This is a genomic window from Kosakonia sp. R1.Fl (assembly GCF_023516815.1).
Taxonomy (GTDB): Bacteria; Pseudomonadota; Gammaproteobacteria; order Enterobacterales; family Enterobacteriaceae; genus Kosakonia.
On the sequence record NZ_JAMGSQ010000001.1, the window covers coordinates 5,051,527 to 5,077,857 of the forward strand.

The following is a 26,331-nucleotide window of genomic DNA, read 5'->3' on the forward strand; positions in this document are numbered from 1 at the left end:
TCGGGTTATCGGCATAGTTGGCTGAACGTTAAGTGAAATTTTCCCGACGCCGACCACTGCCATGCCGACCGTTCTTTTTATTGCGCGGCCTATCTCTTTGTATTTCTTCCAGAATGCCACGTTTCGTGGGGCTTTATCGCGCCACCTACCAGATCACGTAGCTCGGGTAAAACCGACGACTCTGCAAAGAAAATAAGTAAATACAATGGGGTGAAAGCGGCGGCCAAACCGTTGCCGGGTGTACTATAGCGGTGAAAACATTCACCGGAGTCAGTAATGAATATCATTGAAATCATCATGTCGGCGGGCAAGGTTTCCGTAGATGTTGCGTTGTACACCTTGCTGCCCATCATGGTGGTGATGCTCATCATGATGAAATACCTGGAGGAGAAAGGGGTTTTAGATGGCATCGTGCGCCTTACCTCCCCCGTTCTGAAACCTTTTGGTATCAGCGGAATGGGGATTTTCGCCCTTATCCAGCTTAACTTTGTCAGTTTCGCCGCGCCTCTCGCCGCCCTGGCGATTATGGAAAGAAGAGGCACCTCTGACCGCCATCTCGCCGCCACGCTGGCCATGTTGTTCGCCATGGGTCAGGCAAACGTCTTTTACCCGCTAACGCCGTTCGGCCTGCACTGGGGGATGGCGATTATGATTTCACTTATCGGCGGGCTTGCCGCCTCCACGCTGACCTATTATGTGTCGGGGCGAAAACTCTCCGCTGCCAGCCTGCGCGACGAAGAGGGCGAATTGCACCAGGATAAACCGCGCGCGGGTCTGATTGCGGTGATTAACGGCGCAGGGGCAGATGCCATTCGTTTGTCGCTGGGTTCGCTGCCAATGTTGCTGCTGTCGTTAACGGTGGTGGGATTATTGAAAGCTGCAGGCGTCGTGGAAGCCTTAACCACGCTGCTCACGCCGCTGTTATCGTTTTTCCATATTTCCACGGTGTATGTGTTGCTGGCGTTAACCAAATGCCTGGCGGGCGGGACGGCGTATTTTGGCGTGGCGTCCGAAATGGTGCAGCACGGGCAGTTAACGGCTGAGCAAATCAACGCCTCGGCAGGTTTTCTGGTGCAGACGCTGGACTTGCCCGGTATTGGCATTTTTCTCGGCATCGCCAGCCGCTTTGTGCGTCTGTTCCGTTTTGCACTGCCGGGCGCGATTGTCGGGATACTGGTGCGCACCGTTTTGCATACGGTGATGTTTTAAGCGTACGCCGGGTGACGCAATGCGCACCCGGCAGCCTGTTCTATTTTTTCACCGTATCTTCAAGGAAGAAACGCCCCAGCGGATTCTGGTAGAAACTTTCAATATTCTTCCGCGTCACATTGCGATAGGGGCTGTAGTAGAGATCGATCCAGTTCACATCAGCTTTCGCCATTTTTTGCAGCTCGATATACATCTGTTCACGTTTTTTCGCATCCATTTCGACACGTGCCGCTGCCACCAGCGCTTTCACTTTGTCGTTCTTATAACGCGTCATGTAGTTCATGTTCGTGTCATGGCCGAGCACAAAGGTGGTTTTCTGATCCGGGTCGAGAATGTCGTTGGTCCAGTACATCACCGAAATATCGTACTCACCGGCCACCAGCATGTCCCAGCTCTGGCTGGGGTCAACTTTCTGCAAGTTCACCTTAACACCCGCTTTCGCCAGCTGCTGTTGCAGTAAAATGGCTATTTGCTCATCCACCTCATCCCCGGCGTTAACCACATAATTCAGCGTCAAATCGCCAGCGCCCGCCGCTTTCAGCATCTGTTTCGCTTTTTCAGGATCGTAGGGGCGACGCAAATTGTCGTTGTAGTGATAGAGCGCACCGGCCGGAACATAGGAGTTCGCCACCTGGCCGTAACCAAAGGTCACGGTTTTGACAATCGCGTCTTTATCGATGGCAAAGTCCAGCGCCTGGCGCACCTCTACTTTGCCAAGCGCGCCGTGCGAATGGTTGATAAGCAGATGATCTTCGCGGGTTGACGGATCCAGCTCCACCTTCAGGTTGTTATCTTTTTGCAGCGAGGCAATGCGCGAGAACGGCACCGTCAGCGCGGCATCCAGTTCGCCGGCCTGCACTTTCAACATACGCGTGTTGTCATCCGGGATGGTCAGCCAGTCCACTTCATCAAGGCTGACATTCTTCGCCTGCCAGTAGTTCGGGTTCTTCACCAGCACGATTTTTTCGCCGCGCACCCACTCTTTTACGCTGAACGCGCCGGAACCGACCGGTTTTTCCGCGAAGGTTTCTTCACCTTCGGCTTTCAGCGCTTTCTCGGAGATCACCGACGCGTTCGGCAGCGCCAGCTGTGACAGGAACGGCGCAGAGGGTGATTTCAGCGTCACCACCAGCGTGCGCGCATCCGGCGCTTCGGCTTTATCAATAATGCTGTACGAGTCGCGCCAGAGCGATCCTTCATCACTACGAATGCGCAGCAGGCTGAAGGCCGCGTCGCTGGCGCTTACCGGCGTGCCGTCAGAGAATTTGGTATCGCGGATTTTAAAGGTATAGACCTTGCCATCCGGGGAAATGGTCCAGCTTTCCGCCACGCCCGGTTCCAGTTTGGTGCCGGTTTTATCGACGCGCACCAGCGGATCAAAAACGTTGGAAAAGACCCAGTTATCCGCGTTCTGCGCCGATTTGATCGGATCAAACGTGGTGCTGTCTTCCCGACGGCCAATCGTCAGAACGCCAGCCGCCTGCGCCATTTCACTGACCACACTGAGCGCCAGAAAAACGCTGGCTGCCAATAACTTAACTTGCTTGTGCTTCATCAAAGGATCCCTCAGTCAAAGGAAAAACACTCTTCTCGCCTGCGTGCGTCAGCACACAGGTCCAGGCGTGATCGGCAATCTGCCGGGTCGGGGGTAATGCGCCGGTGCGGCACTGCACCTGCGCGTAAGGGCAGCGCGGATGAAAGGCGCAACCTTGTGGAATGGCAACCGGGCTCGGCGGCTCGCCCGTAAGCGTCTCCTGCGGCAACGGTTTATCCGGATCGATTTCCGGGATGGCGGAGACCAGCGCAGCGGTATAAGGGTGGCGCGGATGGGCAAAGACGGCTTCTGCGGGGCCTTCTTCGACGATCCGCCCGAGGTACATCACCGCCACCCGATCGCACAGGCGGCGCACAATCGCCAGATCGTGGGCAATAAACAGGATCGCCAGCCCCATTTTTTCGCGCAGATCCATCAGCAAATTGACGATCTGCCCCTGAATGGAGACATCCAGCGCCGCCACGCACTCGTCGGCGACGATCAACCGGGGTTCGATCGCCAGCGCCCGCGCAATCCCCGCCCGCTGGCACTGCCCGCCGCTCAGTTGGCCGGGTTTGGCTGCGGCGTGCTCCGGGCGCAAGCCGACCAACGTCAGCAGTTCTTCAACCCGTGCGCTAATCCGGTCGCGCGGCACTTTCTGGTGGACGCGCAGCACTTCGCTGATGCTCTCACCTATTGTCTGCCGCGGGTTAAGCGAGGCGAACGGATCCTGAAAAATCATCGCCGTTTGCAGGCGCAGCCGTGCGATGTCGCTTTTCAGACCGTGAGTAACGCGGTGACCATCGAAACGCACTTCACCATCATTGATCTTTTCTAGCTGCAACAACGCCCGCCCCAGCGTGCTTTTACCGCTGCCGGATTCGCCCACTAATCCCAGCGTTTCACCCGCGTGGATTTTGAGCGTCACCTGGTTTACCGCGTGGACCACGCGTTTTTTGCCGAGCAACCCGCCGGAAACCGGAAACGTGACTGAGACGTTATCCGCTTCCAGCAAAGGCCAGTTTGCCGGTGTCGACATTATCCCTCCCGCTGAGTCAGTGGCTGTAAGGCGTGATGGCACGCTGCCGCGTGCGTCAGGCTGTCGCGCCCGAACAGTAACGAAGGCTGCTGCTGGCACGCGCTGCTCGCCTGCGGGCAACGTGGATGAAAGCGGCAGCCGGTCGGGAAGCTCCCTGCCAGCGGCGGTTGTCCATTGATGGTGACCAGCCGTCCCTGCCCACCTTCGCTGGAGGGCTGGCAATCAATCAATCCGCGCGTGTACGGGTGCAACGGCTGCGCCAGCACTTCGCGCTTGCCGCCCACTTCGCATAAACGCCCGCCGTACATCACCGCAATGCGATCGCAGGTTTGCGCCACCACGCCGAGATCGTGGGTGATCATCACCACCGCCAGGCCTAACTGCTCGCGCAGGGTGCTGAGCAAACGCAGGATCTGCATCTGCACGGTGACATCCAGCGCGGTGGTCGGCTCATCGGCAATCAGCAGCGACGGTTCCGGTGCCAGCGCCACGGCAATCATCGCGCGCTGGCGCATACCGCCGGAAAATTCGTGCGGATAGTTGTTAATGCGGTTTTGCGGATCGGGAATGCCCACCTGGCGCAGCAGCTCTTTGGCATCCTCTTTTGCCTGCCGACGGTTAACGCCGAAATGCAGGCGGCGGCTTTCAGCAATCTGCTCGCCAATGGTCATTACCGGGTTTAAGTGGCTGGCCGGGTTCTGGAAAATCATGCCAATTTCCCGTCCGCGCACCGCCGACATCTGCGCTTCGCTAAGCGACAACAGATCGCGCCCGCCAAACCACACTTCGCCACCGCTAATCGTCAATCCCTGCCCCGGCAGCAGTCGCATTAGCGCCCGGCAGGTCACGGTTTTTCCGGAACCGCTCTCGCCCACCAGCCCCAGCATTTCCCCGGCCTGCAGCCGGAAAGAGACCTTATCCACCAGCGCGCCATCATCCCCCCGGGAAATGGTCAATTGCGAGACGTTTAGTAAACTCATACGCGCGCTCCCAGTTTGTCGCCAAGACCATCCGCCAGCAGGCTGAAGCCCATTGCCAGCAGAACAATCGCCAGCCCCGGAAAGGTGGTTATCCACCAGGCGGTAGTGATAAAACTCTGCCCTTCTGCCACCATCACCCCCCACTCGGCCGTCGGCGGTTGTACGCCAAGACCGAGGTAGCTCACCGCCGCGCCGTTTAACAGCACCAGCACACAATCCGACATGGAAAACACCAGCGCGCCGGTCATGGCGTTAGGCAGCAAGTGGCGAAACAGAATGCGGGCATGACCATAGCCGAGGCTACGCGCCGCCAGCACAAAATCACGCTGCTTGAGGGTTAATACCTGCGCCCGCACCAGCCGGGCGTAAGAGACCCAGCCAACCATCGCCATCGCGATGTAAAAACTGCCAAGACCCGGCCCGAGAATGGCGATAATCGCCAGCATCAACACCAGAAACGGGAACGCCAGCACGATATCGATAATGCGCATAATCAGCGCATCCACCGCGCCACCCAGGTAGCCTGACAGCGCGCCGAGCGTGGTGCCGAGCAGAAACGGAAAGATAACGCCCAGCAGACAGATTTGCAGATCCACCCGCGCGCCCCACAGCACGCGGGAGAAGATGTCGCGGCCAAAGTTATCCGTGCCAAAAAGATGTGCGCTCCCTGGCGGCAGCAAGCTGGCGGTCGCATCCTGGGTTATCGGATCAAACGGTGCCAGCCACGGGGCGAATAACGCGACGCACAGCCACAAGCCGACAATCAACAACCCAACGCCAAGGGCATGCTGCTGTGGAATAGCGCGGCGGCGTAACACGGTCAGTACGCTGATAGCACTCATAGTTTCACCCTCGGATCCAGCGCTACCGTCAGTACGTCGGCCAGCAAGTTGACGGCGACCGTGGCAAGGGCAAATACCATCACCACGCCCTGCACCACCATGTAGTCACGGCTGAAAATCGCTTTTACCAGCAGTTGCCCCAGGCCCGGAATGGCAAACACGCTTTCAATCACCACCGTACTGCCAATCAGCCAGCCGATATTCACCGCCAGCAGGTTTAGCGTCGGCACCAGTGAGTTGGGTAACACATGCCGCCAGAAGATGCGGTTTTCCCGCTGCCCGCGCGCTCTGGCGGCCATCACGTAATCGCTGCTCATCTCCATCAGCAGGCTGGCGCGCAGGTTGCGGATCAACACCGCCGACAGCGCCAGCGCGACGGTCAGACACGGCAGCACCATATGGTGCAACTGGTCGGCAAAATCGCTGCCGTAACCGGAAACCGGGAACCAGCCCAGCACCACGCTAAAAACAATGATCATCATGATGCCCAGCCAGAAGGCGGGGAAACCGAGGCCGGCGGTGGTGAACAGGCGAATAAGCTGGTCGGCGATGCGCCCACGCTGACGCGCCGCCAGCGCGGCCAACGGCACCGTAAAAATAACTGCCAGCAGCACGCTGCCAAGCACCAGCCACAAAGTAGGTTCAAGGCGGGAGCTAATCAGTTTTAGGGTATCGATGCGGTAGACGATCGATTTTCCCAGCTCGCCCTGCACCAGATTGCGCAGAAAGTAGCCATACTGTACCCACAGGGGTTCATCCAGACCGAACTGCGCACGGATGCGCGCCAGTGCCGCTGGCGTGCTGCGCACACCAAGCAGGATGCGCGCCGGATCGCCGGGGATCGCGCGCACCATCGCAAAGGTGATGATGCTTATTCCCAACAACACCGGCAGTAGCTGCAATGGCCGGAATAACAGAAAACGGTAACGGTGCATCAGCATTCTCCTGTGGTGCATGCGAGGTCGTAAGGTTAAAAAAACGCCTCGCGATGGTGCGCCACTCCCCTGGTTATCTGCGCCCGGCCTTGTTTGTCGGGCGTTTTCTTTACGCTAGCGGCATCAATGGAGGCTGGGTAGTTAGCAAAAATACTAGTTTTGCCTCTCCCGCGTGACGGCACCGGAATTGCATACCTTCCTCACGCTACGGGAGAAGTCTGCACAAAGCGTGCCCGTGGCGTGGCACCGTCAACCATGAGGGGGAATGATGCGAATAAACATTGAAAACCCTGCTGCTGCTAATGGCAGCAGGCTTGAGGAGGCGTTTGCCGGGCTATTTACCCAGACGCAGGCGCTGGGTTTTGACGCGGTGATTTATGACTACACGCCGGTTCCGCGCTCGCTGGAAGGGGCGCTTATTACCCCGTCTCTGCTGGAGATGCGTAACGTACCGGAAGATATGCGTCGTTTGTGGTGCGAGCGCGGTTACTACCAGGTCGACCCGGTGCAACACTTCGCACTGGAAAGCTGCGCGCCGTTTGTCTGGTCCTATCAACGCCCTGACAGCGGGGCGCTGCATGGCAGGCTGGATGATAACGCCCAGGAAGTGACGCATTACATGCGCGACCACAATATGCCCTGCGGTGCCACGGTGCCGCTGCATTTGCCACACGGCGGGTTTGTCACCCTGACCGGCATTGTTGCCAGCCAGCAGCAAGCGCGCGATATCAGCGACACGCTGGCGCAATTAACGTTTATCGCCCACCGTTTTCAGGAGTCTGCCTTCCCGCTGTTTGACGCCTCGATGCTCACGTGCCGCCATGTCAAATTAAGCAACCGCGAGCGCGAGTGCCTGGCGTGGTCAGCCGAAGGATTAACGGCGAAAGAGATTGCCCGCAAGCTGCACCGCTCGGTGGCAACCGTGACGTTGCATCTGAATACGGCGGCGAAAAAACTTGGCGCGACCAACCGCGTACAGGCGGTGGTGCGGGCGCTGCACTACCGTCTGCTCGACAGCTAATAACTAGCAATTTTGCTAGTGTTCAGCGCCGCCTTCGGCGTTCTACCCTGAAAGCCAGTTCACTTAACAGGGTAGACGTCAACTATGTATACCATTCGCGAAGGCTACGTTCCCTTCCGGGAGTATCAGACCTGGTTTCGCATCTGCGGCGATCTGCAAAACGGGCAGACGCCGCTGGTAGTGGCCCACGGCGGCCCCGGTTGTACTCACGACTACGTTGATGCGTTCAAAGATATCGCTGAAACCGGACGGGCGGTGATCCACTACGATCAAGTGGGTAATGGTCGTTCAACCCATCTGCCGGATAAAAGCCCCGATTTCTGGCAACCCGGCCTTTTTCTTGATGAGCTCAACCATCTGCTGCAGGCGCTGGAAATTGCCGATAACTACGCGCTGCTCGGCCAGTCCTGGGGCGGCATGCTGGCGGCAGAACATGCGGTGACGCAGCCACAGGGGCTGAAAGCGATGGTGATCGCCAACTCACCGGCCTCGATGGCGCTATGGCTGGAAGGCGCGGCGAAGCTGCGCGCGCAATTACCGCCGGATGTGCAGGACACGTTGTTGACCCACGAGGCGGCGGGTACGGTGGATAGCGCAGAGTATAAAGCGGCAAGCCGGGTATTTTATCAGCGCCATGTGTGTCGGCTCGACCCGTGGCCTGCGGAGGTGCAACGCACCTTTGACGCCATGGAAGCTGATCCTACCGTTTACCACGCGATGAATGGCCCCACCGAATTCCACGTCATTGGCAGCATGAAAAACTGGACGATTATCGACCGGTTAAAGCAAGTGCGCGTGCCGACTTTGTTGATTTCCGGGCGCTACGACGAGGCCACGCCGGAAGTTGTGCAGCCTTTCAAAGACCATATTACCGGGGCGCAGTGGGTGATTTTTGAATCCTCAAGCCACATGCCCCACGTCGAAGAGCGGCCGTTGTGCATGAAGACCGTCAGCGACTTTTTACTGGCCACATGCTGAGGCTGTTTGCCCACACCAGGTTGTGTTGTTAAGCGCCGGCCAGGCGCTTTTTTTATGCGCGCATTGCGGTATAGAGCGAACAAAGCGCCTGCAAACTTTTGGTACCGGTGCGCTTCATTAACCCGTTGCGCTGTACGCTGACGGTGGTCGGGCTGACGCCGCGAATGCGGGCGATATCCTCCACAGAATATCCACGCAGCAGCAGGCGCATTATTTGCTGTTCGGCGCTGGTGAATTTAAACGCACCGTGGTTGTAACCCGGCTGCTGATTCTGTGCAGATAACAAGCTCATCACTTCCAGCGCCTGACGCAACTCTTCGACGCGTAACCTTTCGGCCAGACAGAGTTTCACAAGGCCCGGGAAAAGTAGCGACAGCGAGTCAAAATGGCGTTCTGAGGAGATAAAAATAGAGTAGTGCGCGGGCGGACGGGAGAAAAACAGCGAGTACATTTCCACGATGTCCATTCCCGTGGTGACATATATAGCAGGCGCACCACTGCAAAAACGGCTGCCCTTTTCCCTGTTAAGTTGTCTGAGTATTTTCTCAATACCATAAATGAAAAGGCGATCCTTCCCGTAGATAGTCATGTAGGTACTCCAGAGGGTAATGTTTTATTATTTTCCTCTCCGCTAACGGAGGCATGGTCTTTTTTCCTGAATGTGCGGGATGTGTTCAGTCAGATCAAGCGTGATGCTGGCTCGTTTAATGTTTGTTTAGTTTGCGACAACATAAATCACCCTGATTTTCCTTTCCATACTCTCCCTGATGTGCTCAGTGTATTGCATTTTGTGTCAAATGTTCGCCTTTTATTCCAGGAATAAATTTACTGCGCTATTTATTTACCGCACTAAAGCGTACGAAACCACATACATACGTCCTTGTATGTAGCTAGCTTATTCATTTGATTTTAAATGATTTCATCCAATTAAGATTATCTTTATAACCGGCAAAATATTAATTTTCATTCTACTTTTAAATGTTCGATCTCAGTCTCAAAACACTATTTCAAAATGTGTAAAAGTCCGTTCCACTTGATAGGATGAAGATATCTTGATGCAGACAAAACCGTATTTTGTGTGGTGAATCCCCCTAAGCGGAGGGGTCATGCTGATATGAGGTTATTCTCAATAAAGTTTCATTTTTATGGACGGATTGAGGCGATCGGCACTCAATTCACCGGGAGGCACCCGGCACCACACGCCACTTTAAAAGTAACGTTAGCGTTGCTGTTGTTATCAGTAATAACGGTCACGAAACTATATCCGGAATAATTATTATGCTTGCTAATTATATCAATTTGCACTGAGAGTGAATTTACCATTCCTCTTTGAATTAAAACTATCTGCATTTTTCGCAGAGAACATCTTGTACCTTTTGACTATAAATAATAGGGGATATTATGTTGCGCACTTTGTTATTAGTTACTGTACCTTTTATCAGTATTGCCGCCCAGGCGGTAACATTTGATTATCGCCATGAATTAAATGATAGCGGCGGTAATAATCACAAAGATCGTTTATTAATGTCGCACCGTTTTGCTAACGGTTTTGGTTTATCGCTGGAAGGCAAATGGAAAGGTTCGCAAAATAAAGATAAGGCGTACCACGAAACAGTAAGTAATGGTACCGAAGTGGTTGCCAGCTATGTCTATAAAATTAACCCCACCTTCCAGATTGAGCCGGGTTTCTCACTCGACAGTAGCTCCACGTCGAACAACTATCGCCCGTACCTGCGCGGCAAAATGAACTTTAGCAATGACGTTGGCGCAACGCTGCGCTACCGCCCGTACTTCAAACGTAACTCCAACAACATCGGCACGGCAAAAGACACCAGCGAAAACGGCTATAACCTCACTGCCGCCGTATCGTGGAAAATTTTTGGTGATTACCAACTCGATTACGAACTGGATTACAAACACGCCACATCCGCTGGCGTGCTGATTGCAGATAATGAAAACTACGACTGGACGCACGATTTCAAACTGACATACAAACTTGATAAAAACTGGTCGCCGTATATTGCGGTGGGCAACGTTTCCGGCAGCAAATATACCGATGAGCGTCAGACACGTTATCGTGTCGGCGTGAAATATAATTTCTAATAAATAATTGCAGGGTAGCAAACATAAATAAGGGTTTCGGCAGAAATCCTTATTTTTATCTAAGAGGCGAATAATGAAACTGTCAAAAATAGCACTGGCGGTCGGTCTTCTCGGTACCTTCTCCTGCACGGCATTTGCGCAGGAGAGCGCGCGGTTAAGCAGTGTAAAAGCGTTTGCCGATACGGTCATCGAGAAAGCCGGTGACAAATATCACAGCAATGTGCCGCTGCTGGCGGATGGCGTTGATCCACGCACCGGTAAGCAGATGGAGTGGGTCTTTCCGGACGGAAAAACGGCGGTACTTTCCAACTTCTCCGCACAGCAGAATCTGATGCGCGTGCTGGTTGGCCTGAGCAACCTGACGGGAGATGCGAAATATAAAAAGCGGGCGGAAGATAATGTCCGTTACTACTTCCAGCACTACCAGGACAAAAACGGGCTGCTGCTATGGGGCGGGCACCGCTTTATCGATCTGAAAACGCTTGAACCACAAGGGCCAAGCGAAAAAGAGATGGTCCATGAACTGAAAAATGCTTATCCATACTACGACCTGATGTTTGCCGTGGATAAACCGGCAACCGCCCGCTTTATCCGCGCGTTCTGGAACGCACATGTGTACGACTGGAAAATCCTCGAAACCAGCCGCCACGGTGAATACGGCAAAGAGATGGGCAAACTGTGGGCCAGCCATTTTGAACAGCAACCGCCGTTCTTCGCCACCAAAGGGCTGAGCTTTCTTAACGCCGGCAATGACTTAATTTATTCTGCTTCGCTGTTGTATCAATACGATGGTGAAAAAGGCGCGCTCACCTGGGCGAAGCGACTGGCGGAGCAGTATGTGTTGCCGCGCGATAAAAAGACCGGGCTGGGTGTTTATCAGTTTACACAAGCACTGAAACGCGCCGAAACCACCGACGACACGGATACTAACTCGAAGTATGGCGATCGCGCACAGCGTCAGTTTGGCCCGGAATTTGGCTCCGACGCGCTGGAAGGCAATATGATGCTGAAAGGCCGCACCAGCACGCTCTACTCCGAAAACGCCCTGATGCAGTTAGCGCTGGCAAAATCGCTGGGCGCGGATGGCAACGACATCAAAAAGTGGACGCTTGATGGCCTGAAAGCCTTTGCGCATTACGCCTATGATGAGAAAACCAACACCTTCCGCCCGATGCTGGCAAACGGCACCGACTTGTCGAACTACACGCTGCCGCGCGATGGTTACTACGGCAAGAAAGGCACCGTGTTGAAGCCTTACCCGGCGGGGAATGAATTCCTGCTCTCTTATGCCCGCGCCTGGACACTGGCACCGGACGCAGAGATGTGGAAAGTGGCGCGCGGCATTGCCAAAGGCCAGGGGCTGGGTGATATCGGTGAGCCGGGCGGTAAAAACAGCAAGCTGGATCTGAACACCAAAAACAGCGAGCCATATGCCATTTTTGCGCTGATCGATCTCTGGCAATCTACTGGCGACAAAGGATACCTGACGCTGGCTGATAAAGTGGCGGACAATATTCTGGCAACGAAACGGCTGAATAACTTTTTCATCGATGATCCCCAGTATATCTATGCCAATGTCGACAATATCGCGCCTTATGCACTGCTGGCGCTGGAAGCGGCCATGCGCGGCAAACTTGATGCGGTTGCGCCATTTATCAACGGCGCGGGCTTTACCGAAGGCGCATATCTGCTGGCCGATGGCACCGTGCGCTACTCCACCCGCGATGATGAGTTGTTCATGCTCAAACCGGGTGAGCAGTTGAAACCTAACGGTAAAAAGTAACCCCCTCACCTCTCACGGCGCGCCCGTGGGAGGTTTTCCTGCGCCTTGTTTTGCTCTTCGCATGCTATTCTGGCGGTGTTCATGACGCCTTATCAGCGATAATGTCGAACAAAAAATGTATTAATCACCGCAAAGCCAGATATAACAATCCGGCATTTCTCCTGCGTATTATTAGCACGCAATTTTATTTTCCGCAGATTAAATAAGATAGCAACCTTATTATCCGGCCACGAAGAAATAACCATCAAATTGAATTTAATAAGACTTAATTCAAATCAATATTGGTAGCCGATAGAAATAACCTTTTCAAGTAATTGCTGAAAAATAATAGACGGCTATTATGAATTCAGATAACTTATGTGATCGAAGTCCAGGAATAATATTCTGCACTCTGATTAATTATATTTAAGTTGATTGAAATCAACATTCACAAAATAGAACATCTTTTCAAAAAGTTAAAAGACCGTTTTATTAACGCCAATCGCGTTCTGGTCAAAATGTCATGGAGGGTGAAATAGCCAGAGAGCTGGGCCAATGCCAACCTGAGGGTAATTTTTATTACCGGGGAAACAACATGAAAATACTTCGCGACATAACTATCCGCAAAATGCTGATCATCATTTTATCGCTTTTCAGCATTATTTGGGGACTGGCAACCGTCCTGACATTTCACAATTTTTCGACCATTGACCAATTACTGACGCAAAACGCCGGGCAAAAAAATGTCTACGCCTTGTTGGTGAAAGGAAACGATCAATATTTCCGCACCGTGACCCGCATGCTGCGCGCCATGGATTACCAGCAAACCGGCGATGACGAGAATGCGAATAAAACCTTCGCCTCCGCTGAAAAAGCACTGGCCATTACCCAGGATATGCTGGCGAAGTTTCGCGCCAGCCAGCACCCAGGTGTTGATAGTGAAACCGTTGCCGCCATGATCCGCGACTGGGACGCCCTGCTTAATAACGGCATTGTGCCAATGCTGAATGCCGCCAAAAATAAACAACCGGATACCTTTCGCGACTTATTTCGTAAAACCTATCCCCCACTGAGCGTGCAGTTTGGCGCAACGGCGGAAAAATACACACAAGCGATTCAGTCCAACGATTTACTGGATCAAACTCAGGCACAGGTGATTTTTAATAAATACGTGCTCGCTGCCGCCTTAATTGCCGGTATCTTGACGCTGTTTCTCACCGACCGCTACCTGGTGAATTTCCTGGTCAAACCGCTGCGCATGATCCAGACACATATGGAAACCATGGCCGCCGGTAAACTGAATCACGAATTGCATGAATTTGGTCGTAACTGTGCGGGCCAGTTGATTCCATTCATCCGCACCATGCAGGAGAGTCTGAGAAACACGGTGGAAACTATTCAGGAGAGTTCTACCAGTATTTACCGCAGCACAAATGAAATCAGAGAAGGCAACGAGGAGCTTTCCGGGCGTACCGATCAGCAAGCCGCCGCGCTGCAACAGACCGCCGCCAGCATGGAAGAGCTTACCTCCACCGTGCGTAACAACGCGGAGAATGTGCGCGAAGCCCGTAAACTGACGGAAAACGCGCAACACACCGCACAAAAAGGCGGCGAAATTACCGCGACCGTGGTGAAAACCATGCACGGGATTTCCGAAAGCTCGCAGAAAATTGCTGACATTACTAACGTTATCAACAGCATTTCGTTCCAGACCAACCTGCTGGCGCTGAACGCGGCAGTTGAAGCGGCGCGCGCCGGGGAGCAAGGCCGTGGGTTTGCCGTGGTCGCCAGTGAAGTTCGTGCGCTGGCAAGCCGCAGTGCGCAGGCGGCAAAAGAGATCGAAACGCTGATTCATGAATCCGTCTCCCGCGTTAAAACCGGGGCCGAACAGGTTCAGGAAGCCGGTGGCGCCATGTCGGTGATTATCAATTCCATTGAGCATGTGAATAAATTAATGACAGAGATTTCCGTCGCCTCCGATGAACAAAGCCGTGGTATCGACCAGATTGGCCAGGCAATGACCGAAATGGACGGCGTAACACAGCAAAACGCCGTGCTGGTACAGGAAGCGAAAGCTAACGCCGTCTCGCTGGAAAAAGAGGCTGAGCGGCTGAATAAAACCATCGCCATGTTTGATTCCGGCGTGAAAGAGAACCGCCGTGGCGCGCAGCCAGGCAGAAGCACGTTGCGTCAATCGCCGCAGCTGGCGCTGGCTTCCTCATCAACAGGTGAGAGCCGCGATAACTGGCAATCCTTCTAAGTAAATTTCTGCCCTCTCACCAGGCCCGAGGCTTCACGCTTCGGGCTTTTTTATTGCTATTAGAAATACCTAATACACCTATTACGTTGTGATTTTGATAAATGGCGGAAATATATCTGTGTGCTAAATTTCTCTGTAGACAAATCGGGGAGGGATAACGCATGAAGTTCAATGATGAGCACACGGGACTCATTGGATTAGCCATTGGCGCGGCCGTGATCGGCCTGGTTTCAGAACGCAAAGCCATTAACCGCGACAGCATCGTGCAGGAGATTGAACGGCAGGGCAGAAACCGGGGCGATGGCGTAGAAGATGACGTATTCCTCAAAGCGGCAGAGTTGGTGCGTAAAGGCGTTTAGCGGACCAATAGCGGTGAGCCTGGCAGAATAGCAAGCTCACCGATTTATGTGTTATTTAACCGTACCTTTCACACCGTGCGGTTCGGCGCGGCGATACTGCGGCGCGATATGTACCGCACCGTGCAAGGCGGCAGCGGCATGCCACGGCCAGCGTGGATCGTAGAGCGCGCCTCTTGCCAGCGCGATAAGATCGGCCTCCCCTTGTTGCAAAATAGCTTCCGCATGCTGTGGCTCGGTAATCAGCCCCACGGCGATCACCGGCATATTGGTTTGCTGGCGCAACGCTTTGGCGAACGGCACCTGATAACCCGCCGTCACCTTAATGCTTTGCAACGGTGAAAGCCCACCGCTGGAGACATGAACATATGCGCCGCCCAGCGCTTCAATTTTTTTCGTCAGAACCACCGATTGTTCCAGATCCCATCCACCTTCTACCCAGTCCGTCGCCGAAATGCGAATGCCTACGGCAACGGAAGCCGGTACCGCTTCACGCACGGCGCTAAACACCTCCTGGGTGAAACGCAGGCGATTTTCAAGGCTGCCGCCATACTCGTCGCTGCGCTGGTTGGAGAGCGGCGAGAGAAACTGATGCAGCAAATAACCATGCGCCGCGTGGATCTCAATCACCTCAATCCCCAGCGCCACCGCACGCAAGGCGCTGTCGACAAACGCCTGTTTAACCCGCGCCAAATCTTGTTTTGTCATTTCAAGCGGTGGATGTTCTGCCGGGTCGTGAGCCAGCGCGGAGGCGGAGATCGTTTGCCAGCCGCCCTCTTGTGGCGAAAGCTGTTTGCCTCCCAGCCAGGGCGCGCTGACCGACGCTTTACGCCCGGCATGCCCAAGCTGGATGCCGATTTTCACCGGTGAGTACTGGCGAATATCCTCCAGCACCACGCGCAGCGCCTGCTCGGTTTCGTCATCCCACAGGCCGAGATCCTGCGGCGAAATTCGCCCTTGCGGCTCAACGGCGGTGGCTTCGATTATCAGCAGCCCCGCGCCGGAGAGCGCCAGGTTACCTAAATGAATGCGATGCCAGGCGGTCGCTTTTCCTTCTTCGGCGGAGTACTGGCACATCGGGGCAATAACGATGCGGTTATCCAGCGCAACGTCGCCAATAGTAACTTCGGTGAATAACTGACTCATATCTCATCCTTTTCCGGTTTCGCAAAGGGCACGCCCGGACGGCAACAGTGTGAATGGTTTGCATGACTTTCAGCCAATTTTTCGGGCTTGTCTTTGGCGGCACGTGCCCTTTTCACGGCATTTACCTTTGATAATACAGTGAAATAACTGACGAATTAGAGCTGCGTGACGCCGCGTGCTGCGGCCTCATCCCGCCATCTCAACAACAAAGCATAGTCCTGTCGCGTGACCACGCTAAAACTGCCAATCAATGCCGCGGCACAGGTTTCGCGAAAACGCGCGTCGCTGACCAGTTGCTGCAACGCCTCTCTTATTGATGCGAGCGTGGCGGCGCTGCTCCGTTGCGAGGTGATCAACGGCAGCCCCGGTGCTAACGGGCTTTGCGCTATCACACGCAGCCCGCGCAACAGCGAAGGTTCGTGGCGCTGTAATAAGGCGAACGTCACGCAGTCGATGGCGGCGATATCCGCCGTACGGTTGTGCAGCGCCGCCAGCGATTGCCGGTGGCTGCCGCTGAAATGGGGCGCATCAGCGAAAAATCGCCCTTCGCCCGCAAGCTGCGAAACCAGATAACGCAGCACGTTATAACCTGATTGCGAATCGGCGGAATTACATACTGCGCGGCGACCGCGAAAATCCGCCAGCGAAGTAGCGCGTTCCTCATCACGCGTCACCAGCAGGCTGCGATAGCGAAAACCTTCGCAGCCTGGTGCAAGGTAGTGAAAGCAGCCAACCAGTTGCACATCCGGTAGTTGCGTTACCAGCGGGTAGCCGCAGGTCTGGCTGAGCAGCACATCGTCACGCCGCCAGTGGGTAAGCAGGTCGCTTTGCGGCCAAATCTGCTGCGCCGGGAGTCCGCGCTCCGCCAGAAGTTCGCACAATGCCTGGCCCAGCGCGGCGGTTTCTGGCTGCGCGATGTTATACATCGGCAGGGCAATGTTATTCACTGCGTATTTTGCTTGCGGGGTGTGCATTGACCTCTACCGGAGTAAAGAAAAACTGCCGTAACCATTCACTATAGCCGCGCACCAGAAACCCGCTATTGCGCTGCTGGTACGCCGCTTTGTCCCGCAGGTAAACCGTTCGCAATCCGTACCACGGCACGGCGGGCAGATCGTGATGCACGGAGTGGTAGTTGAGGTTAAGAAACAGCAGACGCCACGGCCACGCGGCTTCGTTGATCACCGAACGCGCTAGCGGATCGTCTGCGGCGCGGTGTTCGAGAAAAGAACGCACTTTCGTGATAGCCAGCGCCGGATAACTCACCGCCAGCACAAACCAGATAACGGAAAATTCACAATGGCTTATCCAGGCAAAGGTCACACCCAACAGCGCACCGTGTACCAGCCACATCAACATGGTTTTGCCTTGCCGCATGCGAAATGCCGCCGCCATTCCCGCCAGCAAATGCGCAATATCCAGCGCCGGAGCCAGCAATAAACGGCCAGCAAAAGTATTACGCAACTGAATCAGTTTTCGCTGCCAGCGTGTCAGGCGATGCCAGTGTTGAGTGGAAAAATAGTAGGATTCTGGATCATCTTCCGGCAGCGTCAGTAAGTGCGTACGGTGGTGAGCCAGGTGCGAATCGCGATAAATGCCGTACGGATACCACACCGCCAGCGGCATTATCCCCAGCAGTTGGTTAAACCAGACCCAGCGCGTAGGATGCCCGTGGATCAGCTCATGCTGCACCGACAAATACCAGGTGGTGAAGAGGATCAGAAGCGCGGTTGCCGGCAACAGGCCGAGCATTTTCCAGTGCGCGAGCGTGCCGAACCAACCGCCATACACGGTAACAATCACCAGCCAGGTAGGCAGCTCGCTGCGCCACAGCCAGCTGCGCGATAACCGCCGGACAGCGGCTCGCTGTTGTTCATCTAAATAGACCGCGCTGCTTTTCGCCATTCACGTGTGACTCCCCGCATTCTCATATCGCCACGATGTGAGAGAACGCTGGAAATAACAAAGTATTTAAATGGCTTAGCTATTGCTGAAAATCGCTTAATGCGGCAGCGGCTCAGGCCACTTTGCCGCGCGGATCATCCACGTGTTGCAGGGCAACATCGTAGCGAACACCCTGGCGGTTAAGGATGCGCACATTTTTAACTACCGTCGCCAGGGCCTGCAGAAAGGTTGTCGCGTTTTCATGGCGCTGGTAGGCGGCTTCATCTTTCCAGCCTTCCACCAGGTGAAAGGCGTTGGCATCGGTCAAATCCTGCGCGAAAGCATAATAGATACAGCCCGGCAGTTTGCGCGCCGCCGCCATTTCCGGCACCACGGCATCAATAAAGGTTTTCCTGTCCTCAGGATGGACGCGATAGTAAGCGCTAACAACGATACCTGTAGCAGGCAGTTTGTTATGGTCGGCGCTGGAAAAACGCAGGTTTGCAGGTATGTTCATAATGAATCCTCAATGGGCAATGAATGGTGCGGCTTGCCGACCGTTACGGCGTGTTAATAAATACCCACAGGCTGGCAAGCCTGCCATCGCGCACGGTGAAAATATCCTCACCGCGTATCAAGTTCGGGTTCTCCTGCGGGCCATAACCCCAGGTGACACGCCCTAAACCGTGGTTCCACGTCACCGGATCGGGGGTGAAGGAAAACCCCGGATGCTCACGCTGCACGCGAGCAATCAGCGCCGCGACGTTTTGAAACCCGGTTGCCACATCGGCATAATCCGCCACGAAAAAATCGTCGGTATAGACCTCGGTAAAGGTAGCGATCTGTTGTTCAGGGTGTGCGCCATTCCAGATAACAAAATGTTTGTCGATCAGTCGCTGAGCGACCAAAAGCGCGGACGTGTTCATGTTCTGCTCCTGCGTTGCGGGCTGGCACAGCGACGGCCAGCCCGGCGCGGTAAATTAGATTTGCGCCATGCCGCCATCGACGAACAGCTCAGCGCCATTGATAAAGCTGGAAGCATCCGAAGCGAGAAACGCCACGACTTTGCCAATCTCTTGCGGTTCACCCAAGCGGCCCAACGGAACCTGGGCTGCCAGCGCGTCGAACAAGCCCTGGCGATGCTCATCCGGCACCAGTTCACCTAAACCCGGCGTGCGGATTGGGCCAGGGCTAACCACGTTAACGCGGATACCGCGCCCTTGCAGATCGAGCGCCCATGAACGGGCAAAGTTACGCACCGCCGCTTTACTGGCGCTGTAAACGCTGAAACTGGCGGTGCCTTTCACCGATGTTGTCGAACCGGTGAGAATAATAGATGCGTTGTTCACCAGCAGCGGAAGCGCTTTTTGCACGGTAAACAGCACGCCGCGTACGTTGGTGGCGAAAATGCGGTCGAAATGCTCTTCAGTAATCGCTCCCAGCGGCAGCATGTCGCCGCCACCAGCGTTGGCAAACAGAACGTCGAGCCGCCCGGCGCTTTTCGCAATCTGGGCAAACACAGCATCGAGATCCGCCATCACCGAGGCATCGGCGCGGATCCCCGTGGCGCTGGAGCCAATACGTTCAACCGCCGCGTCCAGCTCGGCCTGGCGACGCCCGGTAATAAAGACGCGCGCACCCTGCTCTGCCAGCTCTTGTGCGGTTGCCAGACCAATGCCGCTTGTCCCGCCAGTCACTAGTGCGATTTTGCCATTCAGTTGTGTGCTCATGTTGTATTCCTCGGTTCAGTTAGGGGATGTGCCTGCGGCAAACTCGTTTGCCGTCTCAGGTATGGCGCAACTCTACCCCTCCCGTTTTTATTGAAAAATAGCGAAAAATGAAAATGACTATTCACCACTGTGTATAATCAACATCACAGCAACGGAGGAACTCGCATGGATCAATTACTGGCAATACGCGCTTTCGCCCGCGTGGTCGAAGCGGGGAACTTTACCCGCGCGGCGGATTCGCTGGAGATGCCCAACGCGACATTGAGTAAGCTGGTGCAGGAACTGGAAGCGCACCTGGGTGTGCGGTTATTGCAGCGCACCACCCGCCGCGTGACGGTGACGCCGGAAGGACGCGACTACTATGAAAAAACAACCCGAATTCTTCGCGATCTCGAAGATGTCGATTGTTCGTTCAATGCCGCACGCGGCACGCCAGGCGGGCAGCTTCGCATCGATATTGGTGGCTCCACGGCGAAAGATGTGCTGATCCCCGCACTGCCGGATTTTCTGGCGCGTTACCCGGATATTCGCCTCGATTTAGGCGTTGCCGACCGCACGGTGGATTTAATTAGCGATAATGTGGATTGCGTGATCCGTGGCGGGCCACTGGATAGCTCCTCGCTGATTGCCCGCCGTATTGGTTCTGCCACGCTCATCACCTGCGCAACGCCGGAATATTTGAAAACATTTGGTACGCCGGCCTACCCGGAGGAGCTAAAAAACGGTCACCGGCTGGTCAGCTACCTCTCGCCGCAAACCGGCCGGGCGTTTCCGTTGCGCTTTGAGCGCGATGGCGAGAAAACCGAAATTAAAGTGGCGCACCGGATTGGTATTAATGAGAGCAATGCGCATCTCGCTGCCGGGATGGCGGGGCTGGGGATTATCCAGACCTTCAGTTATTCACTCGGTGCGGCGTTAAAAGCGGGCACGCTGGTGGAGATCCTGCGCCCGTGGCGGCCAGAGCCGTACCCTTTTCATGTGGTGTATCCACAAAACCGCCATGTTACACATCGTCTGCGTGTGTTTATTGACTGGCTGCTGGAGATATTTCCCCAGCGGGTGGGAAAATAACCGCGAAATAAGCCTGAACAGATAAATGGCATAGTGTAAACATCGTGGAAACAATATGAACGCAATGGGGATTTACGGTGATTTTGCATGTACGCCATTTATATTTCATGGCGTAAATGCCAGACAAAAACAATTCTAACTGATTGATTATAAATAAAAAACAATTTTATCCAGATGTGAATCATTCTCAACTTGATAACAGATCCCGTTTCCACTACCGTCAGCCCGACATGATTATATTGCAGAGGCTCTGCTAATCCCGTCATGTAAATAACCTCTCTCGCGTTCACTCTTTTTACTGGCGTAAATAATAGCCGTGGCTGCACGCGGCCTCGCTACGCCTGAAAAATGAGGAGCGGGCAAAAAAAGAAAACAGGGAAAATGGCATGAAACACACTTCGCATTATCCGCTGACCATGCTGGTTCACGTGGCGCTGTGGGGGCTGGTGCTTCCGGCGTATGCCGCGCAAACCAGCACGACATCTGACAATACGCCACAGAACACCGCCGCCGCGCAAAATGAAGACACGCTGGTGGTCACTGCGGCGAAACAGACGTTGCAGGCCTCGGGGGTTTCCACTATCACCGCCGGGGAGATCCGCAAGCACCCACCAGCACGCGATGTCTCGGAACTGATCCGCACACAGCCAGGCGTTAACCTGACCGGCAACTCCACCAGCGGCCAACGTGGTAATAACCGGCAGATCGATATTCGCGGCATGGGCCCCGAAAACACCCTGATACTGGTGGATGGCAAACCGGTGACCAGCCGCAATTCTGTGCGTTATGGCTGGCGTGGCGATCGTGATAGCCGTGGTGACAGCAGTTGGGTACCGGCAGAGATGATCGATCATATTGATGTGATTCGCGGCCCGGCAGCGGCGCGCTATGGCAATGGCGCGATGGGCGGTGTGGTCAACATCGTGACTAAACCCACTTCTGATGCGTGGCACGGCTCATGGAATACCTATCTGAACGCGCCGCAACACCGCAAAGAGGGGTCAACCAAACGCACCAATTTCAGCCTTAATGGTCCCCTTTCGGATACGGTCAGTTTTAACCTGTGGGGTAACCTGAGCAAAACCCAGGCTGACGCGCAGGATATCAACGCCGGGCACGAAGCCGCGCGCACGGGTACGTATGCCGGATCGTACCCGGCCGGTCGCGAAGGGGTCGTCAATAAAGATATCCACGGCAAAGTGCGCTGGGAATTCGCGCCAATGCAGGCGCTGGAATTTGAATCCGGCTATAGCCGCCAGGGCAATCTCTACGCGGGTGATACGCAAAACACCAACACCAGCACGCTGGTAAAAAGCAAATATGGTGAAGAGACCAATCGCCTTTATCGCCAGACCTATGCGCTGACATGGACCGGCGGCTGGGACAGCGGTGTAACCACCAACACTTATGCGCAGTACGAACATACGCGTAATTCGCGGATGAGCGAGGGGCTGGCGGGCGGTACAGAGGGCATTTTCTCCAGCGATAAATTTGCCGATATTGATCTCGCAGATGTGTTGCTGCACAGCGAGGTGAATATTCCGTTTACCCTGGCGGTGGAGCAAAACCTGACGCTGGGAACCGAGTGGAACCAGCAGCGAATGAAAGATGGTGTCTCCAACACCCAGTCGCTCTCCTATGGATCAATAGACGGCATCAGCAGCACCGACCGCAGCCCGTATAGCAGCGCAGAGATTTTCTCGCTATTTGCCGAAGACAATCTGGCACTGACCGAAAGCACGATGCTGACGCCAGCGCTGCGCTTCGATCATCACAGTATTGTGGGTAATAACTGGAGCCCATCGCTGAACCTGTCGCAAGTGCTTGCCGAAGACTGGACGCTGAAACTGGGGATCGCCCGCGCCTATAAAGCGCCGAATCTTTATCAGCTTAACCCGAACTACATCCTCTACAGCAACGGCCAGGGGTGTTACGCCAGTAGCGCTGCCTGTTACCTGATGGGTAACAACGACCTGAAAGCGGAAACCAGCGTCAACAAAGAGATTGGCATCGAATATAAGCACAACGGCTTCCAGAGCGGTATCACGTACTTCCGTAACGATTACCGCAACAAGATTGAATCCGGCTATTCTGCCGTTGGCACCGCCAGCAATGGCACGACGAATATTTACCAGTGGCAGAACGTGCCGAAAGCATTGGTGGAAGGGCTGGAAGGCACGCTGAATGTGCCGGTTAGCGAAACCATTAACTGGACCAATAATATGACGTGGATGCTGCAAAGTAAGAACAAAACCACCGGCGACCGTTTGTCGGTTATCCCGCAGTTTACGCTGAATTCCGCTCTGGAGTGGCAGGTGCGCGAGGATCTCTCCTTGCAAGGCACCTTTACCTGGTATGGTCGTCAGAAGCCGAAACGCTTTAACTATAAAGGTGAATCCGTCTCTGGCAGTGAGTTGAACGAAGTGAGCCCTTACAGCGTTGTCGGTCTGAGTTCAACCTGGACGGTGAATAAAAACCTGAGCCTGACCGGCGGCGTGGATAACCTCTTCGATAATCGTCACTACCGCGCGGGCAATGCGCAAACCACGGGTAACTCGACTACCGGCGCCTGGTTATATGGCGCGGGAGCGCAAACGTATAACGAATCAGGGCGAACATTCTATGTCAGTGTGAATACGCACTTCTGATATCTGACAAGCCTGGTGACGATGTGTTTACCAGGCCGATACCAGGCCGCAACCCATCAGTGGCGGCTTCTCTTTTTTTAACGCTTGCGCGTTATATCTTCTGACAAAATCTCCATGACTTGCGCATATTGCTTTCACCTTCCGGGGCTACGATTAGCGCCGTTGACGTTGATGGAAATGAATTCCGCCCGTGCTCAACAGTGGTGCAATGCCACTCTTCGTTAAGTCGTACCTCTCCCCCCTTCCATTTCCCAACCGCCTGTGTGCGGTGGAGGGGGGACTCCACTCTTTCAGGCGTCGCGAAGGTGTTATCGCTATCATTCATCGCTATGCTATGCATGAAGGTGTTTTACTCGTTCAACTCCACCCGTGAAATTAAAATCCTGTCGCAGAAAACAGCGCCACGCTATTTAACCGACTGCCGCATCGTTTATTCCTGGTGTATTTATTTCCGCTAACAAACTACGGTCATATGCTTTTAGGATGCGAAGCACACAAGATGCATAAGTTCCTGGCCGTGACCCGAGCTTTTTCACTATCAACTAAATAGCCGCATTAGATTTAACTGCAAGCGACGAAACAGTTTTCATATCTCTTTAAAATTGCACAGTGAAAATGGCTTCTCTGCTGCGCCAGATATCCATTCTTCCTCCATCCTTTCATCATAATTAAATGTGATCCTGCCGCTTCATTCGGCTTATGGTGCGCAGATTCTCTTTACTTAAGAAACGACTCATAACCAAAGCCAGCAACCGCGCCCTTTGCTCTCTCTTTTAGACGAAATGTCATGTTGAAAAAATGCAAAATTATCGCTGGTTACGTGTCTTCTCCTTTTAGGCTTCACGCCATATGCGCATATAAAATCAACACTCTTCATTCTGCCGGGCGACAGCATGTCGACGCGCTGCTTCCTAAGTTTATAAAAACCCGAGCAGAAGCCATAGCGGCCAACCTAGTACGAATCCGCATTATTATTAACCAAACGGTCAGTAAGGAAATAGCGCGAAACCAGCGGCAATTACGCGCTCCAGCTTCAGGGTGGAAAGTTATCGCCGCCCGGGAATACTCACAACAAAAACGGCACGAGAACAGTGAAACATTGCCCAATGATTATCGCCACGGCGGTTATGCGCGTTTTGTCATTAATTCCATTCAGGTTAGTCTGATACCGGATAAACAGCAGTTAAATATCGCCAAACGTGAGCGCTACCAGACGACTAGCACGGTTATCTACAGTGTACTGACTCACTACCACCAGGACGAAAGTAAAACCCATAGCAGCGCAGCTAACGCCCGCGTGGAAATGGATATCAGAACATTGTCCGGTAAATATGGCGACGCCTGGCGGCAGGGAAATACACAACAGGAAAGTGCGGTGTCACAAAATGCATGCCGCGATCGCACCGGCTATTTTGAACCCGCAGAGAACCCAATATCCCCGGCTCTGGTTGTAAAGTTCAGTTTTACACCGCCCCAAAACGTAACAGCAAGCCGCTTTAGCCTATTCGTTATTACACAGTTATCGCGCTGCAATTCATGTCGCCGCTCGTTTTCTCGCAGGCTGAAGCCTTTAAAAAATAGGGTCGCGTTAAGGCCAGGCAGTTTCAGTTTAATATCAGAAAAACCCGCTAACAGGATAAAACCCGCCTCCCATCATTTATGCGACACGCTGCGTGCGACGCAACGCGCGATATCCAGCAAGGCAATTATTACTGTATGTAATTAAAAGATGAGTATGAAAAAGAAACCACAACTGACGGTCAACAAGGTGGATTTTTATGACTTCCGATATGAACTGGAGCGTGCCGTGCTTGCCACCAATCGAGAATATTCTCAACAATGCCTGACGCGGGCAAAATTCCTTAGCTACTTATTGTGCAGGAACCTGAGCCATCAATATGTGGTCATGTTTAATGAAACATTTAGCAGTGCTGAAATTGCCGCTTGCGCTAACGCAAATCAAAAAGAAAAAACGCGCCAGTTCAGAGATAACTTTTACCGTTTGAAACAGGCGCTATACCTGTAATGACTCTTTGTTAAGAAAAATCTGCCCCTGACAAGCGAAAGTCAATGCAAAGATATAGGTTATTTCATGATGAACAAGCGGCATTTACTAACGATTCCGATAAAAATAACCCTTAAATTCTGTGGCTTTTTTAATGCCGCATTGTTACTAAATTACCCTTAGCGAGATACCTACAAAGTCATAGGGTTGCAAAATCACATATATATTTGCTAAAACCTATAATTCCATATTGATTTTTATGTCGTTATCACTAAAAATTAATTCCGATAGATTATTCATTTTTCCGCACACGGAGTGACGCTATGTCAGAAGCACTTAAATCACTTAATAACATTCGCACCCTGCGAGTTCAGGCCCGTGAGCTTACCCTTGAAGCTCTTGAAGAGATGCTTGAAAAACTGTCAGTTGTTGTTGAAGAACGTCGTGAAGAAGAATCTTCTCTACGTAAAGAACAAGAAGAGAAAGAAGCCAAGCTGGCTGCGTTTCGTCAAAAACTGCTGGATGAAGGTATCGATCCAACCGAACTTTTATCCTCGCTGAAAGGACAAACGACGAAATCAAAATCTGTTCGTGCACCACGTCCAGCCAAATATAAGTATATTGATGAAGACGGCACGGAAAAAAGCTGGACCGGCCAGGGCCGCACACCGAAAGTGATTGCCAAGGCACTGGAAGACGGTAAAAAACTGGAAGATTTTGCCATCTAAAAATAAAGGGTTTGTCTTTATCCCACCCTGCATTTTTATCGCTTTCTAACGCAACATCTGCATGCGTTATTGTTCCCCGCCGCCACGGCGGGGATTCTGT

24 protein-coding genes are annotated in these 26,331 nt (G+C 53.7%); 12 read left to right on the forward strand and 12 right to left on the reverse strand.

Going from position 1 to position 26,331, the window contains the following annotated elements; all coding sequences use genetic code 11:
• The first annotated feature begins 276 nt into the window (after nucleotides 1-276).
• Entirely contained in the window at nucleotides 277-1,209 is a 933-nt protein-coding gene (locus M8Q36_RS23990; protein WP_249882634.1) for a nucleoside recognition domain-containing protein, read from the forward strand.
• 40 nt (nucleotides 1,210-1,249) lie between these two features.
• Here M8Q36_RS23990 and M8Q36_RS23995 read toward each other — a convergent pair whose 3' ends face one another.
• Genes M8Q36_RS23995 through M8Q36_RS24015 form a run of 5 tightly spaced genes read right to left on the reverse strand, consistent with a single transcriptional unit; the run spans nucleotide 1,250 to nucleotide 6,539 of the window.
• Nucleotides 1,250-2,764 (reverse strand): ABC transporter substrate-binding protein, encoded by a 1,515-nt coding sequence (locus M8Q36_RS23995; RefSeq protein ID WP_249882635.1) that lies wholly within the window; start codon nucleotides 2,762-2,764, stop codon nucleotides 1,250-1,252.
• Nucleotides 2,745-3,782, reverse strand: coding sequence for an ABC transporter ATP-binding protein (locus M8Q36_RS24000; protein WP_249882636.1), 1,038 nt, complete (start codon nucleotides 3,780-3,782; stop codon nucleotides 2,745-2,747). Before M8Q36_RS24000 ends, M8Q36_RS23995 begins: the two co-directional genes overlap by 20 nt.
• Nucleotides 3,782-4,762 (reverse strand): ABC transporter ATP-binding protein, encoded by a 981-nt coding sequence (locus M8Q36_RS24005; protein WP_045508747.1) that lies wholly within the window; start codon nucleotides 4,760-4,762, stop codon nucleotides 3,782-3,784. Before M8Q36_RS24005 ends, M8Q36_RS24000 begins: the two co-directional genes overlap by 1 nt.
• Nucleotides 4,759-5,604 carry an ABC transporter permease gene (locus M8Q36_RS24010; RefSeq protein ID WP_020456890.1) on the reverse strand — a complete coding sequence of 282 codons (846 nt, stop codon included), beginning with the start codon at nucleotides 5,602-5,604 and terminating at the stop codon, nucleotides 4,759-4,761. The genes M8Q36_RS24005 and M8Q36_RS24010 overlap by 4 nt, the downstream gene beginning before the upstream one ends.
• Nucleotides 5,601-6,539, reverse strand: coding sequence for an ABC transporter permease (locus tag M8Q36_RS24015; protein WP_017455762.1), 939 nt, complete (start codon nucleotides 6,537-6,539; stop codon nucleotides 5,601-5,603). The genes M8Q36_RS24010 and M8Q36_RS24015 overlap by 4 nt, the downstream gene beginning before the upstream one ends.
• Nucleotides 6,540-6,804: 265 nt before the next feature.
• Here M8Q36_RS24015 and M8Q36_RS24020 point away from each other — a divergent pair, with 265 nt between their 5' ends.
• Nucleotides 6,805-7,560, forward strand: a complete 756-nt coding sequence (locus M8Q36_RS24020) for a LuxR family transcriptional regulator (RefSeq protein WP_020456888.1) — start codon at nucleotides 6,805-6,807, stop codon at nucleotides 7,558-7,560.
• Between the two features lie 84 nt (nucleotides 7,561-7,644).
• On the forward strand, nucleotides 7,645-8,538 hold the full coding sequence (locus tag M8Q36_RS24025) for a proline iminopeptidase-family hydrolase (RefSeq protein WP_249882637.1): 894 nt from the start codon (nucleotides 7,645-7,647) through the stop codon (nucleotides 8,536-8,538).
• A 52-nt stretch (nucleotides 8,539-8,590) separates the two neighbouring features.
• Here the strand turns inward: M8Q36_RS24025 and M8Q36_RS24030 are convergent, their stop codons facing one another.
• Nucleotides 8,591-9,127, reverse strand: a complete 537-nt coding sequence (locus M8Q36_RS24030; RefSeq protein WP_249882638.1) for a helix-turn-helix transcriptional regulator — start codon at nucleotides 9,125-9,127, stop codon at nucleotides 8,591-8,593.
• 812 nt (nucleotides 9,128-9,939) lie between these two features.
• On the opposite strand from M8Q36_RS24030, the gene M8Q36_RS24035 reads away from it, so the two are divergent.
• The 4 genes from M8Q36_RS24035 (at nucleotide 9,940) to M8Q36_RS24050 (ending at nucleotide 15,022) form a co-directional block, all read left to right on the forward strand.
• On the forward strand, nucleotides 9,940-10,641 hold the full coding sequence (locus tag M8Q36_RS24035; RefSeq protein ID WP_249882639.1) for an oligogalacturonate-specific porin KdgM family protein: 702 nt from the start codon (nucleotides 9,940-9,942) through the stop codon (nucleotides 10,639-10,641).
• Nucleotides 10,642-10,714: 73 nt separating this feature from the next.
• A complete protein-coding gene (locus tag M8Q36_RS24040; RefSeq protein WP_249882640.1) occupies nucleotides 10,715-12,424 on the forward strand; it encodes a pectate lyase in 1,710 nt (569 codons plus the stop codon).
• Nucleotides 12,425-12,998: 574 nt separating this feature from the next.
• Complete coding sequence (locus tag M8Q36_RS24045; protein WP_249882641.1) at nucleotides 12,999-14,663, forward strand: methyl-accepting chemotaxis protein; 1,665 nt, start codon at nucleotides 12,999-13,001, stop codon at nucleotides 14,661-14,663.
• Between the two features lie 161 nt (nucleotides 14,664-14,824).
• A complete protein-coding gene (locus tag M8Q36_RS24050) occupies nucleotides 14,825-15,022 on the forward strand; it encodes a hypothetical protein (RefSeq protein ID WP_020456882.1) in 198 nt (65 codons plus the stop codon).
• A gap of 51 nt (nucleotides 15,023-15,073) precedes the next feature.
• Here the strand turns inward: M8Q36_RS24050 and M8Q36_RS24055 are convergent, their stop codons facing one another.
• The 6 genes from M8Q36_RS24055 to M8Q36_RS24080 all read right to left on the reverse strand — a co-directional run bounded on the left by M8Q36_RS24055 (nucleotide 15,074) and on the right by M8Q36_RS24080 (nucleotide 19,779).
• Complete coding sequence (locus M8Q36_RS24055) at nucleotides 15,074-16,165, reverse strand: NADH:flavin oxidoreductase/NADH oxidase (protein ID WP_249882642.1); 1,092 nt, start codon at nucleotides 16,163-16,165, stop codon at nucleotides 15,074-15,076.
• A 155-nt stretch (nucleotides 16,166-16,320) separates the two neighbouring features.
• Nucleotides 16,321-17,139, reverse strand: coding sequence for a phosphate/phosphite/phosphonate ABC transporter substrate-binding protein (locus M8Q36_RS24060; protein WP_249882643.1), 819 nt, complete (start codon nucleotides 17,137-17,139; stop codon nucleotides 16,321-16,323).
• A complete protein-coding gene (locus M8Q36_RS24065; RefSeq protein WP_249882644.1) occupies nucleotides 17,105-18,070 on the reverse strand; it encodes a fatty acid desaturase in 966 nt (321 codons plus the stop codon). Before M8Q36_RS24065 ends, M8Q36_RS24060 begins: the two co-directional genes overlap by 35 nt.
• A gap of 112 nt (nucleotides 18,071-18,182) precedes the next feature.
• Nucleotides 18,183-18,566, reverse strand: coding sequence for a putative quinol monooxygenase (locus tag M8Q36_RS24070; RefSeq protein ID WP_249882645.1), 384 nt, complete (start codon nucleotides 18,564-18,566; stop codon nucleotides 18,183-18,185).
• 43 nt (nucleotides 18,567-18,609) lie between these two features.
• Nucleotides 18,610-18,975, reverse strand: coding sequence for a nuclear transport factor 2-like protein (locus M8Q36_RS24075; protein ID WP_249882646.1), 366 nt, complete (start codon nucleotides 18,973-18,975; stop codon nucleotides 18,610-18,612).
• Nucleotides 18,976-19,029: 54 nt separating this feature from the next.
• Complete coding sequence (locus tag M8Q36_RS24080) at nucleotides 19,030-19,779, reverse strand: glucose 1-dehydrogenase (protein ID WP_249882647.1); 750 nt, start codon at nucleotides 19,777-19,779, stop codon at nucleotides 19,030-19,032.
• Nucleotides 19,780-19,944: 165 nt separating this feature from the next.
• On the opposite strand from M8Q36_RS24080, the gene M8Q36_RS24085 reads away from it, so the two are divergent.
• The 5 genes from M8Q36_RS24085 (at nucleotide 19,945) to M8Q36_RS24105 (ending at nucleotide 26,231) form a co-directional block, all read left to right on the forward strand.
• A complete protein-coding gene (locus tag M8Q36_RS24085) occupies nucleotides 19,945-20,850 on the forward strand; it encodes a LysR family transcriptional regulator (protein ID WP_249882648.1) in 906 nt (301 codons plus the stop codon).
• Between the two features lie 386 nt (nucleotides 20,851-21,236).
• Nucleotides 21,237-23,498 (forward strand): TonB-dependent siderophore receptor, encoded by a 2,262-nt coding sequence (locus M8Q36_RS24090; protein ID WP_249882649.1) that lies wholly within the window; start codon nucleotides 21,237-21,239, stop codon nucleotides 23,496-23,498.
• Between the two features lie 787 nt (nucleotides 23,499-24,285).
• Nucleotides 24,286-25,224, forward strand: coding sequence for a hypothetical protein (locus tag M8Q36_RS24095; RefSeq protein WP_249882650.1), 939 nt, complete (start codon nucleotides 24,286-24,288; stop codon nucleotides 25,222-25,224).
• 9 nt (nucleotides 25,225-25,233) lie between these two features.
• A complete protein-coding gene (locus tag M8Q36_RS24100; RefSeq protein WP_200551438.1) occupies nucleotides 25,234-25,524 on the forward strand; it encodes a hypothetical protein in 291 nt (96 codons plus the stop codon).
• Between the two features lie 302 nt (nucleotides 25,525-25,826).
• A complete protein-coding gene (locus M8Q36_RS24105) occupies nucleotides 25,827-26,231 on the forward strand; it encodes an H-NS family histone-like protein (protein WP_017455745.1) in 405 nt (134 codons plus the stop codon).
• The last annotated feature ends 100 nt before the right edge of the window (nucleotides 26,232-26,331 follow it).

Excerpts from the sequence above, each read along its gene's own strand:
- M8Q36_RS23990 (WP_249882634.1), top strand. The coding sequence starts at position 277 with ATGAATATCATTGAAATCATCATGTCGGCGGGCAAGGTTTCCGTAGAT.
- M8Q36_RS23995 (WP_249882635.1), bottom strand. The coding sequence starts at position 2,764 with ATGAAGCACAAGCAAGTTAAGTTATTGGCAGCCAGCGTTTTTCTGGCG.
- M8Q36_RS24000 (WP_249882636.1), bottom strand. The coding sequence starts at position 3,782 with ATGTCGACACCGGCAAACTGGCCTTTGCTGGAAGCGGATAACGTCTCA.
- M8Q36_RS24005 (WP_045508747.1), bottom strand. The coding sequence starts at position 4,762 with ATGAGTTTACTAAACGTCTCGCAATTGACCATTTCCCGGGGGGATGAT.
- M8Q36_RS24010 (WP_020456890.1), bottom strand. The coding sequence starts at position 5,604 with ATGAGTGCTATCAGCGTACTGACCGTGTTACGCCGCCGCGCTATTCCA.
- M8Q36_RS24015 (WP_017455762.1), bottom strand. The coding sequence starts at position 6,539 with ATGCACCGTTACCGTTTTCTGTTATTCCGGCCATTGCAGCTACTGCCG.
- M8Q36_RS24020 (WP_020456888.1), top strand. The coding sequence starts at position 6,805 with ATGATGCGAATAAACATTGAAAACCCTGCTGCTGCTAATGGCAGCAGG.
- M8Q36_RS24025 (WP_249882637.1), top strand. The coding sequence starts at position 7,645 with ATGTATACCATTCGCGAAGGCTACGTTCCCTTCCGGGAGTATCAGACC.
- M8Q36_RS24030 (WP_249882638.1), bottom strand. The coding sequence starts at position 9,127 with ATGACTATCTACGGGAAGGATCGCCTTTTCATTTATGGTATTGAGAAA.
- M8Q36_RS24035 (WP_249882639.1), top strand. The coding sequence starts at position 9,940 with ATGTTGCGCACTTTGTTATTAGTTACTGTACCTTTTATCAGTATTGCC.
- M8Q36_RS24040 (WP_249882640.1), top strand. The coding sequence starts at position 10,715 with ATGAAACTGTCAAAAATAGCACTGGCGGTCGGTCTTCTCGGTACCTTC.
- M8Q36_RS24045 (WP_249882641.1), top strand. The coding sequence starts at position 12,999 with ATGAAAATACTTCGCGACATAACTATCCGCAAAATGCTGATCATCATT.
- M8Q36_RS24050 (WP_020456882.1), top strand. The coding sequence starts at position 14,825 with ATGAAGTTCAATGATGAGCACACGGGACTCATTGGATTAGCCATTGGC.
- M8Q36_RS24055 (WP_249882642.1), bottom strand. The coding sequence starts at position 16,165 with ATGAGTCAGTTATTCACCGAAGTTACTATTGGCGACGTTGCGCTGGAT.
- M8Q36_RS24060 (WP_249882643.1), bottom strand. The coding sequence starts at position 17,139 with ATGCACACCCCGCAAGCAAAATACGCAGTGAATAACATTGCCCTGCCG.
- M8Q36_RS24065 (WP_249882644.1), bottom strand. The coding sequence starts at position 18,070 with ATGGCGAAAAGCAGCGCGGTCTATTTAGATGAACAACAGCGAGCCGCT.
- M8Q36_RS24070 (WP_249882645.1), bottom strand. The coding sequence starts at position 18,566 with ATGAACATACCTGCAAACCTGCGTTTTTCCAGCGCCGACCATAACAAA.
- M8Q36_RS24075 (WP_249882646.1), bottom strand. The coding sequence starts at position 18,975 with ATGAACACGTCCGCGCTTTTGGTCGCTCAGCGACTGATCGACAAACAT.
- M8Q36_RS24080 (WP_249882647.1), bottom strand. The coding sequence starts at position 19,779 with ATGAGCACACAACTGAATGGCAAAATCGCACTAGTGACTGGCGGGACA.
- M8Q36_RS24085 (WP_249882648.1), top strand. The coding sequence starts at position 19,945 with ATGGATCAATTACTGGCAATACGCGCTTTCGCCCGCGTGGTCGAAGCG.
- M8Q36_RS24090 (WP_249882649.1), top strand. The coding sequence starts at position 21,237 with ATGAAACACACTTCGCATTATCCGCTGACCATGCTGGTTCACGTGGCG.
- M8Q36_RS24095 (WP_249882650.1), top strand. The coding sequence starts at position 24,286 with ATGTTGAAAAAATGCAAAATTATCGCTGGTTACGTGTCTTCTCCTTTT.
- M8Q36_RS24100 (WP_200551438.1), top strand. The coding sequence starts at position 25,234 with ATGAAAAAGAAACCACAACTGACGGTCAACAAGGTGGATTTTTATGAC.
- M8Q36_RS24105 (WP_017455745.1), top strand. The coding sequence starts at position 25,827 with ATGTCAGAAGCACTTAAATCACTTAATAACATTCGCACCCTGCGAGTT.